The sequence below is a fragment of the Nocardioides sp. genome (assembly GCF_030019515.1).
Taxonomy (GTDB): Bacteria; Actinomycetota; Actinomycetes; order Propionibacteriales; family Nocardioidaceae; genus Nocardioides.
The window spans coordinates 60,497-72,133 of record NZ_JASEEQ010000019.1 but is presented as its reverse complement, the minus strand read 5'-3'; the positions used below and the strand labels follow the sequence as shown (position 1 = coordinate 72,133).

The 11,637-nt window shown below is 72.8% G+C and carries 8 protein-coding genes; all 8 read left to right on the top strand.

Translation table 11 applies throughout. The features are described 5' to 3' along the window. Window positions 1–3,925 (top strand): DNA/RNA non-specific endonuclease (locus tag QMC84_RS20750; RefSeq protein ID WP_300378267.1); only part of this gene is annotated, 3,925 nt, incomplete at its 5' end. Then, window positions 3,904–4,122: a hypothetical protein gene (locus QMC84_RS20745; RefSeq protein ID WP_300378266.1), complete on the top strand. Its 219-nt coding sequence runs from the start codon at window positions 3,904–3,906 to the stop codon at window positions 4,120–4,122. The genes QMC84_RS20750 and QMC84_RS20745, both read left to right, overlap by 22 nt. Window positions 4,123–4,207: 85 nt before the next feature. After that, window positions 4,208–6,556, top strand: a complete 2,349-nt coding sequence (locus tag QMC84_RS20740) for a CocE/NonD family hydrolase (protein ID WP_300378265.1) — start codon at window positions 4,208–4,210, stop codon at window positions 6,554–6,556. A 32-nt stretch (window positions 6,557–6,588) separates the two neighbouring features. Beyond that, complete coding sequence (locus tag QMC84_RS20735) at window positions 6,589–7,203, top strand: DinB family protein (protein ID WP_300378264.1); 615 nt, start codon at window positions 6,589–6,591, stop codon at window positions 7,201–7,203. 56 nt (window positions 7,204–7,259) lie between these two features. Next, entirely contained in the window at window positions 7,260–7,940 is a 681-nt protein-coding gene (locus QMC84_RS20730; RefSeq protein WP_300378263.1) for a helix-turn-helix domain-containing protein, read from the top strand. Window positions 7,941–7,987: 47 nt separating this feature from the next. Next, window positions 7,988–10,651: a pyruvate dehydrogenase (acetyl-transferring), homodimeric type gene (gene aceE / locus QMC84_RS20725; protein WP_300378262.1), complete on the top strand. Its 2,664-nt coding sequence runs from the start codon at window positions 7,988–7,990 to the stop codon at window positions 10,649–10,651. A gap of 54 nt (window positions 10,652–10,705) precedes the next feature. Further along, entirely contained in the window at window positions 10,706–11,146 is a 441-nt protein-coding gene (locus QMC84_RS20720) for an OsmC family peroxiredoxin (RefSeq protein ID WP_300378260.1), read from the top strand. Between the two features lie 2 nt (window positions 11,147–11,148). Then, window positions 11,149–11,628, top strand: coding sequence for a hypothetical protein (locus QMC84_RS20715; RefSeq protein ID WP_300378258.1), 480 nt, complete (start codon window positions 11,149–11,151; stop codon window positions 11,626–11,628). The last annotated feature ends 9 nt before the right edge of the window (window positions 11,629–11,637 follow it).

Genomic DNA, 11,637 nt, shown 5'->3' with positions numbered 1-11,637 from the left:
CCGCCGCGCCGCCGGAGCCGCCCGCGACCTGCCCCCCGCCGACGCCACGACCGCGGCCGCGCGAGGTGCCGTGGACGAGCCCAGCGCCGAGGCCAACGCCCGCGCCGCCGCAGACCTCGCGGCCGCCCTCGGCGGCGCCCCTCCCCCGAGTCCGGAGATCGTCGCGCTCTGCGAGCGGATCCGCACCGCGATCCGGGAGCACCGCCCGGCGGACGAGGACGAGCTCACCCGCGCCGACATCCAGGGCGCCGCCCGCGAGGCGGGCACCTCGGTCAACAGCAGTGTGCAGGGCGACGCCGACCGGGTAGCCGGCTCCTACGACGGCCTCCAGCAGACCCCCTCCGGGACCACGGCGACCGGTACCCCGGTCACCACCCCGCCACCCGCCGTCGCGGACCCCGGCATCAACGCGACCACTGCGGCTCCCGACCCGATCCCCCAGGAGAACCTCTCCCTCGACGCCGACCGCGATCGCGTCGAGACGATGGCCGACTCCTCCCGCATCGAGCGCCACTCGACCGAGCCGCTCGCCGACACCCCGCCGTACAACGAGGTTCGCGCCGGGCGCGACGAGCTCACCGGCCTCGCCGAGACCGCCCCGGTCGACCTCGCCGCTCAGCAGCAGACCGCGATCGTCCAGGCGCAGGCCGACATGGCCACCCTGCAGCGGCAGGCGCTCGCCTCGCTCAACGAGTCGCGCGGCGGAACGGTGCGAGGCGTCGCCGACCGTCAGGGCGGCATGGTCGGCCACGAGACCCAGACCCGCGAGTCCGTCTCGGCCCAGGCGCAGGCGATCTTCACCGAGGCCCAGACCCAGGTGCAGCAGCTCCTCGAGCCGCTGTCGCGGACCGCGATGGGCCGGTGGGACGCCGAGGTCGAGCGGCTGTCGCGGGAGTTCCGCAGCCGTCTCGACGAGGTGCAGCGCTGGATCGACGAGCGCCACTCCGGCGCGGGCGGGTTCGTCGTGGGGCTGTGGGACGCCGTCGCCGGCCTGCCCGGCTGGGTGACGCGGGAGTACGACGACGCCGAGCGCCGCTTCGGCGACGGCGTGTGCGACGTCCTGATGTCGATCTCCGCCGATGTCGCCAGCGTCATCTCGGCCGCGCAGGCGCTGATCCAGCGGGCTCGCGACCGCACCCACGAGCTGTTCGCACGGCTGCCGGCCGACCTGCAGGAGTGGGCGGCCGGCGAGGAGCAGCGGTTCACCGCCCAGCTCGACGGGCTCTCCCAGCGGACCGAGGCCGCCCGGACGTCGTTCGTGCAGGAGATCTCGACGAAGGCCGTCACCGCGGTCGGCGAGGTGCAGCGCCAGGTCGAGGAGCTGCGGCAGCGTGCGGGCGGCCTCGTCGGCAGGATCGTCGCGGCGATCCAGGCCTTCATCGACGACCCGGTCCGCGCCATCATCAACGGCCTGCTCACGCTGGTCGGCATTCCGGCCGCGTCGTTCTGGGCTCTGATCGACAGGATCGGTCAGGTCGTCGACCAGATCGCCGACGACCCCGAGACCTTCGCCAACAACCTGGTCGCGGCCCTGCGCCTGGGGTTCCAGGGCTTCTTCGACCGGTTCGGCGAGCACCTCGCTGCGAGCTTCTGGCGCTGGCTGTTCTCCCGCTGCCGGCGCGTGGGGGTCACCATCCCGCGCGACGCGTCGATCGGCAGCATCATCACCTTCATCCTCTCGGTGATGGGGATCACCTGGCCCCGGATCCGGGCGATCCTCGTGCGCCAGGTCGGCCCCCGCGCCGTCGAGGTCGTCGAGAAGGTGTGGCAGCTCGTCAGCTTGCTCATCCAGCGCGGCCCCGACGGGGTCTGGGAGATGCTGCGCGAGCGGCTCACCCCGGAGGCGATCGTCGAGGCGGTCGTCCAGGCAGCGGTCGACTTCGCCGTCCAGGCGCTGATCGAGCGGGTGGCCCTCCGGCTGCTGGCGATGCTCAACCCGGCCGGCGCCGTGCTCCAGGCGATCGAGCTGATCTGGACGGTGCTGAAGTGGGTCTTCGAGAACGCCGCCCAGATCTTCACGCTCGTCGAGACGATCGTGAACGCGTGCGCCGAGATCATGGCCGGCAACCTCGCGGGCGTCGCGCAGATGGTCGAGAACGGGCTAGCCATGCTGCTCCCGCTGGTCATCGACCTCCTCGCCGGCATGATCGGGCTCGGTGACCTGCCCGACCAGGTGGCCGACACGATCGCCGAGCTGCAGGCGATGGTGCAGCCGGTGCTCGAGCGGGTGATCACCGAGCTGGTCACCCGCGGTCGCGCGCTCCTGGCGGCGATCGGCGTCGGCGGCGGTGCCGCGGGAGACGGCGACGAGGAGGTCGGCGAGACGGTGCGGTTCTCCGGGGGCGGGGAGTCACACCGGCTCTGGGTCGACGCGGCGGCGTCGCACCTGATGGTGGCCTCGACACCCACCCCGCTCCAGTCCCGGGTCGCGCAGTGGCGCACCGAGGTGACGCAGATGCCGCCCGAGGAGGAGAAGAAGGCGCGCGCCGCGGCACTGCTGGACCAGATCGAGCCGCTGGTCGCCGACGGCAACAGCCAGGTCGCGCCGGCCAAGCAGGAGGTGCAGCAGAACCACCAGGCGGCGACCGCGGCAGCGGGTGGCGGCGCGGGAGGAGGCGGAGGGGCCGGTACCCCGCCGAGCGAGACGCACGTGGCCGACGACCTGCTCGAGGCCACCGAGCAGCAGATCGCCGGGCTGCTCAACCAGCTCATCGAGCTCCTGGTGCCGAACATCGACGACATCATCGGCGAGTTCAGGGACGACCTGCTCGGGCAGGTCCCGGCAAAGGTCGACCAGCTCACGTCCGCGTGGTCCAGCCCGCTCGAGAACCTCATGGTTGGTCCGGTCAACCAGCGCCAGAAGCTGATCCCGGGCCCCGCGGCCACGACGTTCGCGGGCCTCACGGGCGCCGGTGGCGAGAGCGTCCTCACCGAGCAGAGCAACCTGCGCGCGCTGGCGGCGTACTTCGTCGTGCACCCACGGGCGCCGAAGGTGGGCAACCAGACCTTCTACGACTACGTGTTCCTCAACCGGCACCCGCAGCCGCCGCACCGGGTGCGGACCGCGTTCATCGCGGGGGTCGGAAACGACGCGGTCTCGAGCATCCGGAGAGCCGTCGGGGAACGGCTCAGCGGGTCGGAGCTCGTCCTGAGCGACGAGGAGAAGACCGCCATCCGCGACCAGCTCGCCGGTGTCTCCTTCCAGATCGGGCCGACGTCCGACCACGGCAGCTTCCGCGGGCTGGGCACGCGCGAGCCCGACCACGCGTACTTCATCCCGACCTCGATCACGGCGCGGGCCGAGGACACGCTGGCGTACCGGACGGCGTCGGGGCAGGAGTTCAGCATCGAGCTCGAGGGCAAGCTGCCCAAGCGGGTGGTCGGCCGCCAGCTGAGCCAGTTCTCGGGTCGCGGCATCACCCAGGACTCCGCGTACTTCCTTCCCGGCATGAACTACAACCGCGCTCACGTGATCGCCAACCGGTTCGGCGGCACGGGATTCGCCGACTACGGCAACCTGGTGACGACCAGTCGCTACTACAACCACCCGAAGATGTCGGGAGCCGAGAACGACATCGTGCGGCGGCTCAACGCAGCCACCGGGAACGGCGAGCGGCGGGTCCCCGGCACTCCGCCACCGGGCGTCGGCGGGGTCACCTTCTCGCTCGCGGTCGACCTCGAGTACATGGCCGTGACCGAGCCGATCGTCGCCGCCGCCGTCGTCGGCGACCCGGACCTTCCCGACAAGGCCGACGAGATCCGCGCCAAGATCCTCGACCGGCTCCGCGAGGCCGGCGTGATCGACAAGCTCAAGCGCGTGGACGAGACGACCTACTCCCTGGGCGACGTCGAACCCACGCTGACCCCGGCCGACCTGACCCCCCTCTCGATCGGACCGGACCGATGGCTGCTGACCGGACAGTGACCCCCGGGCTCGACGCGCTGGCCCGGATCGCCGGCGTCGACCGCCACGCCTTCGACGACGACCCGCGCAGGATCCTGCCCGCTCTGGGCACTGCCTTCCGGGAGGTGCTGGAGGTGGCCCTCGGCCTCGACTCCGAGGACCCCGCAGTCCGGGCCGAGGCCGAGGCCCGACGGCGGGCGCTCCTCCAGGAGCTCTGAGCGACCACCTCGCCGACCTGGGTCACGGGCGTGACCCGCGGCACACCGGCCTCGTTACCGGGTGGTAGCCCACAGGAGGTCCGCCGTGCACGCACCCGCTCGCCCGTCCCGCTTCGCCGCCGTCGTGGCGGCGGCGTTCTCGCTCGTCGTCGCCGGACTGGTCATCGTCACCGGTCCCGGGGCGCAGGCAGCCCAGGACGGCTTCACGGCCGCCGGCAGCGCGCGCCAGGTGTACGCCGTCGGGCTGCCCGCCGGCTCTCAGGCGACCCTCGTCGACCCCGCGGGCGACGCGGTCGGGACGCAGACCGTCAACGAGCTCGGCGGCGTGCTGTTCCGCGAGGTCGCGCCGGGGACCGGCTATGTCGTGCAGGCGGACGGGAGGACCTCCGACGCACTCACCGTGCACGGCGACGGCGCGCAGCAGTGGAACGAGAGCATCTACGACCAGACGATCCCCAGCGACGGCTACGGCTACCTGACCACCCGCGACGGCACCCGGCTCGCCTACTCCGTGCACCCGCCGTCCGACCTCGGCGGCGTCGCGGGCGGCGGCACGCTGCCGGACCTCCCGACCGACGCGCCGTTCCCGACCCTGATCGAGTACTCCGGCTACGGGTACGCCAACCCGGCCGGCCCCGACAGCGGCATCGCTGCCGTCGCCAACGCGATGGGCTTCGCCGTGGTCGACATCCAGATGCGCGGCACCGGCTGCTCGGGCGGCGCGTTCGACTTCTTCGAGCCGCTCCAGTCCATCGACGGCTACGACATCGTCGAGACCGTCGCCCGCCAGCCGTGGGTCCAGGGCGGCAAGGTCGGGATGGTGGGCATCTCCTACGGCGGCATCAGCCAGCTGTTCACGGCGCAGACCCAGCCGCCGCACCTCGCCGCGATCTCGCCGCTGTCGGTGATCGACGCGACCGCGACCACCCTCTACCCCGGCGGCATCCTCAACACCGGCTTCGCGGTCGCGTGGGCCAAGGAGCGCCAGCAGCAGGCCCAGCCCGCCGGCACCGGCGCCGAGGGCACCCAGGCCTACGCCGAGCAGCGGATCACCGACGGCGACCAGACCTGCCAGGACAACCAGGTGCTGCACCCCGAGGCCGCCGACCTGATGACCAAGATCGAGCAGAACAGCCACTACCGGCCGCGGGTGGCCGACCCGCTCGACCCGGTGTCGTTCGTGCACAAGATCACCGTGCCGACGTTCCTGGCCTGCCAGTTCCAGGACGAGCAGACCGGGGGCCACTGTCCGGCGCTGGTGCGGAACTTCACCGGCACGGACAAGAAGTGGTTCACGTTCACCAACGGGGCCCACATCGACTCCCTCGACCCCGCGACGCTCAACCGCCTCTACGACTTCCTCCAGCTCTACGTCGCCGGCCAGGCGCCGATCCAGAACTCGGCCCTGATCCAGCTGGCCGCACCGGTCGTCTACCAGCAGGCGATGGGCATCTCGAGCGACCCGATCACCCTGCCCCCGGACCCGGTCCAGCAGCAGCCGACGTACGACGCCGCGCTGGCGGAGTTCGAGAAGGCACCGCCCGTGCGGGTGCTGTTCGACAACGGCGCGGGCGCCTCCCCGACCGGCACCCAGAGCCCCGGCGACCCCTACGCCGCCTACGAGAAGTCGTTCGCATCCCTGCCGGTGCCCGGCACCGAGGCGACGTCGTGGTACCTCGGGTCCGGCAGCGCGCTGCACGCCAAGGCTCCGGCCCGGCCGAGCGTCGACCGCTACACCTCCGACCCGCGGGTGCTGCCCGGCAACGACTTCACCGGCAGCACCGGTGGCGGGGGCCTCTGGGGCAACGCCGCCCAGTGGAGCTGGGACTGGAAGCAGCGCGCCCACGGCACCGCGGTCTCCTACGTCTCACCGAAGCTCACCGAGGACCTGACGACCGTCGGCGCCGGCGCCGTGCACCTGTGGGTGCGCTCGTCGACCCGCGACGTCGACTTCCAGGCGACGGTCAGCGAGGTGCGGGACGGGCACGAGACGTTCGTGCAGAGCGGCTGGATGCGCGGCAGCGAGCGCAGGCTCGCCACCACCGCGGACAACATCATGAAGCAGCAGCCCAGCCTGCTCCAGCCGATCCCCACCTTCCGCGCCGCCGATGTCCAGCCGATGCCGGCGCACCGCTGGACGAAGGTCGTGATCCCCCTCTACTACCAGGGCCACGCGTACCGGACGGGCTCCCGGATCCGCGTCACGATCTCGGCGCCGGGCGGCGAGCAGCCGATCTGGTCCTTCGCCGAGGCTCGTCCTCAGGGCAGCGCAGCGGTCGTCCACGTCGTGTCGTCGCGACGGCACCCGTCCCGGCTGATCCTCCCGGTGGTCCCCGGGGTCACCATCGACTCCGACGCTCCCCCGTGCCCCAGCCTGCGCAACGAGCCCTGCCGCGACTACGTGCCGTTCGAGAACCAGCCCGGCCGGCCCTAGGAGGGCGGGCCGCAGGGCGCCACACTGAGCGGGTGACCGACGAGCTCGCGGACCCCAAGTCCGCACTGAAGCACTACCTCCAGCGGAGCAGGGAGGCACTGGTGTGGAAGCTCGACGGCGTGTCCGAGCGCGACCGGCGGCTGCCGCGGACGCCGACCGGGCTCACCCTGGCCGGCATCGTGAAGCACTGCGCGAACGTGGAGATCGGCTACTTCGGGATCACTTTCGACCGGCCCTGGCCCACGCCCGAGGACCCTTGCTACGTCCCGCTCGAGGCGTACGACGACGACCCGCAGGCGGACTGGTGCCTGCCGGCAGAGGTCTCGACCGGCGACCTGGTCGGGTTCTACCGCCGGGTGTGGGAGTTCGCCGACCGGACCATCGACGAGCTGGCGCTCGATGCCGTCGGTGCCCCGCCCTGGTGGGGCGACCCGACCGACCACCAGGTGACGCTGCACCACATGCTGGTCCGCGTGCTGGACGACACCGCCCGCCACGCCGGGCAGGCCGACGTCGTCCGCGAGGCGATCGACGGCGCGGCCGGCCTCAACCCGGCCTTCTCGAACCTCCCTGGCGACGACTTCGACTGGGCCGGCTACCGGGCGCGGCTGACCGCGATCGCCGACTCGTTCGCCCCGGAGCCCTGAGCCGGGCCGGGAGCCGCTTTCTTGTTTCTAACAATCGGGCGTGTGACAATCACGGCATGACGGGACCGACACTCGTGGACTCGCCTGCCCAGCACCCCGGTCGCGCGCGGCGCACCGAGGTGCTCTCGATGCTGCGCCAGGCCGACCAGCCGCTCTCGGTGGCCGAGGTCGCGGACGCGATGGGCCTGCACGTGAACACCGCACGCTTCCACCTGGACGGCCTGGTCGAGGACGGCCTGGCCGAGCGGACGACCGAGCCCCGGGAGACGCCGGGTCGGCCGCGGATCCTCTACTCCTCCGACGGCCCTTCGCTCGGACCCCGCAGCTACGAGCTGCTGGCGGAGATGCTCACCGGCTTCGTGTCGTCCCTCGAGGACACCGGCCCCGGCACGGTCGAGCTCGGCAAGGCGTGGGGACGCCACCTGATCGAGCGCCCCGCCCCGTCCGAGCGCATCGACGCCGACGAGGCCGTCGTCCGGCTCGACCGGATGTTGGACGCGGTCGGGTTCCAGCCGGAGTCGCACGCGACCGACTCCGGGGTCGAGGTGCGCCTGCAGCGCTGCCCCTTCCGCGAGGTCGCCGAGAAGCACACCGACGTCGTGTGTGCTATCCACCTGGGCCTGATGCAGGGCGCCCTCGAGGAGATCGACGCGCCGGTCACCGCGACCTCGCTCCAGCCGTTCGTGACCCCCCATCTGTGCATCGCGCGCCTGGAGCCACGGCCCGCGTCAGCATAGACACTGGCAGCTTTGTTTTTATGCTGCGCACGTAGGACACTGGTGGCGTGACCACTGCGAACCTCCCCCACGACCCCACCGACTGGCAGGACGAGCGCGAGGAGTGGCTCGACTCGGTGAGCGGACTGGTTCGCACCCACGGGCCGCGCGCCGCCAGCCGGATCCTCGAGGAGGTGTCCGCGCACGCCGGCCGTCTCGGGGTCGCGACCGGGCGACGGACGCCGTACCTCAACACGATCCCGACCGAGCAGTGGGCCGCGTACCCCGGCGACCTCGCCCTCGAGCAGCGGATCGACGCCTACCTGCGGTGGAACGCGATGGCGATGGTGGTCCGGGCCAACAAGCAGCACAGCGGCCTGGGCGGTCACCTGTCGACCTACGCGTCCACGCTGACGCTGTGGGAGGTCGGCTTCCAGCACTTCTTCCGCGGACGCGGCTCCGCCGGCGATGCCGTCGTCCCCGGTGACCAGGTGTTCTTCCAGGGCCACGCCAGCCCCGGCATCTACGCCCGCGCCTTCCTCGAGGGCCGACTGAGCGCCGAGCAGCTCGACCACTTCCGGCGCGAGGTGGCCGGCGCCGGGCAGGGCCTGCCGTCGTACCCCCACCCCCGCAGCATGGCCGGCTTCTGGGAGTTCCCGACGGTGAGCCTGGGCATCGGGCCGCTGCACGCGGTCTACCAGGCCCGCTTCAACCGCTACCTCGCCGCGCGTGGCCTGGCCGACACCGCCGCCGCCCGGGTGTGGTGCTTCGTCGGCGACGGCGAGATCGACGAGCCCGAGACGCTCGCCGCCATCCGGCTGGCCGCCCGCGAGCACCTGGACAACCTCGTCTTCGTGGTCAACGGCAACCTCCAGCGCCTCGACGGCCCGGTGCGCGGCAACAGCCGTGTCCTCGACGAGCTCGAGGGCATCTTCGCCGGCGCCGGCTGGCACGTGCTCAAGGTGCTGTGGGGCAGCCGGTGGACGGCCCTCTTCGACGCCCCCGGAGGCGAGGCGCTGCTCGACCGGCTGGAGGCGATGAACGACGGGGACCTGCAGCGTCTGACCATCCTCGAGCCGGCCGAGCTGCGCGAGACGCTGTTCGGGGGCGGCGGCGCGGCGCTGCAGGCGCTCGGCGCGAGCCTCACCGACGCCGACCTGGCCGGGCTGCGGCGCGGCGGGCACGACCCGCGTGCGGTGTACGGCGCGTACGCCGACGCCGTCGCCCACCGGGGCGAGCCCACCGTGGTGCTGGCGCAGACGATCAAGGGCTTCGCGCTCGGCCCCAACTTCGAGGGCCGCAACGCCACGCACCAGATGAAGAAGATGACCCCGGACCAGCTGCGGATCTTCCGCGACATCCTCGCGGTGCCGGTCACCGACGCCGAGCTGGCCGACGGGCTGCCGCCGTACCTCCCACTGCCCGCGGGCTCCCCGGAGCTGGAGTACCTCCACGCCCGGCGCCGCGGTCTCGGCGGCTCACTCCCCCGGCGTCCGCTGACCCCCGCGGTCCTGCCGACCCAGCCGGGCGAGGCGGCCTTCACCCAGTTCGACGCCGGCTCCGGCAAGCGGACCGTGTCGACCACCGTCGCCCACACCCGCCTGCTGCACTCGCTGATGCGCGACCCCGAGATCGGCCGCCGGATCGTGCCGATCGTCCCCGACGAGGGCCGCACCTTCGGCTACGAGCCGCTCTACAGCGAGTTCGGCATCTACGCCCCCGACGGCCAGCTGTACACACCGGTCGACGCCGGGATGCCGCTGTCCTACCGGGAGAGCGTGGACGGGCAGGTCCTGCAGGAGGGGATCACCGAGGCCGGCGGGCTCGCCGAGCTGACGGCGGCCGCGACGGCCGGGCACACCTGGGACACCGCGGTCGTGCCCTTCTTCACCTACTACTCGATGTTCGGGTTCCAGCGCGTCGGCGACCTGATCTGGGCGCTCGCGGACGCCCGGGGCCGCGGCTTCCTGGTCGGGGCCACCGCCGGACGCACGACGCTGGCCGGAGAGGGACTGCAGCACACCGACGGCTCCTCGCAGCTCGCCGCGCTCGCCGTCCCGAGCTGTCACGCCTACGACCCGGCGTTCGCCTACGAGACCGCCACCATCGTCCGCGACGGCATCCGGCGGATGTACGACGTCGGCGAGGAGTGCTTCTACTACCTGACGGTCTACAACGAGGACTACGTCCAGCCGGCCAAGCCGGCCGACTCCGGCGTCCCCGGCGTCAGCGTGGACGAGGCGATCGTCGCCGGCCTGTACCGGGTCGCCGCGACCGAGGGCGACCAGCTGCCCCAGGTGCGGCTGCTCGCCTCCGGCCCGGCGGTCCGCACCGCCCAGCAGGCGGCCGCCGACCTGGCACGCGACGGGATCGCGGCCGAGGTGTGGTCGGTGACCAGCTGGAAGGCGCTGCGCGACGACGCGCTCGCCACCGAGCGCTGGAGCCGCGAGCACCCCGACGAGCCGGCCCGCGTCAGCTACGTACGCCGTGTCCTCGGCGAGCTGCCGGTCCCGGTGGTCGCCGTGAGCGACTACGTCTCGGCGCTGCCCGACCAGCTCGCGCGGTTCATCGACGCCCCCTTCGTGAGCCTCGGCACCGACGGCTACGGCCTCTCCGACACCCGTGAGGAGCTCCGCGCCCACTTCGGTGTCGACGCGGACGGGATCCGCGCGACGGCTGCCGGGGTCGCCGACCGTCCGACGGCCCGTCCCGAGCAGGGCCTGGTGGCCTGACCTGCGGCACCGCACCGGTGTCGTTCGAACCGACCGAAGGAGATCGATCGACCGATGATTGCCGAACGCACAGCCACGACCACCTGGCAGGGCGGCCTCGCCCGCGGCGACGGCCGGATCCAGCCGGACAGCGGCGCGTTCGACGCGCTCCCGGTCACCTGGGCCGCCCGCACCGAGGCGCCGGGCGGCAGGACCAGCCCGGAGGAGCTGGCTGCGGCGGCCCACTCCTCGTGCTTCGCGATGGCGCTGAGCCTGTGCCTGGGTGAGCGCAAGGTCGAGGCCCAGCAGCTCACGGTCTCCTCGACGGTCAGCCTCGACGAGGTGGACGGCAAGCCCACCGTCGTGTCGTCCGCACTGGCCGTCCGCGGCCGGGTCGCCGGCCTGGACGCCGACGGCTTCCAGGCGGCGGTCGACGACGCGGCCGCTCTGTGCCCGATCTCCCGGCTCTTCGCCGGCGCGGCGATCACCGTCAGCGCCGAGCTGGAGACCGCCTAGACATGAGCCTCCTCGACGCCGTCCTGACCGCGGTGCTCGTCCTCGCGACGAGCATCTGGGTCGGGGGGCTGGTCGCGATCATGGTCGTCGCGCGGATCGCGGCCCGCACCCTCGACCCGGCCGCCCGGGTGGCGTTGTTCCGCGGCCTGGGGCGCGTCTACCTCGTCGTCGGCACCGCCGCCCTGGTGGTCGGGTACGCCGCCGGCGGGGTGCTGGTGCGTCACGAGTCGGGTGGTCCGCTCCTGGTCGCCACGGGGCTGGTCGCCGTGGCGCTGGTCGCGGTCCTCGCGGTGGGCGTCGAGCAGGCGCGCCAGATGACCCGGCTGCGCCGCCGTAGCGTCGAGGCGGCCGGCGACCCCGCCCTCGCGGCCCGCCTCGCCGAGCAGGTGCGCCGGGGCGCGGTCCGCGCCGCCGTACTGCGGGCCGGGCTCGGCGGTCTCAGCCTGGCGCTGCTGGTGCTCGGCGTCGCGATCGCGGCCTGAACTCGCTTC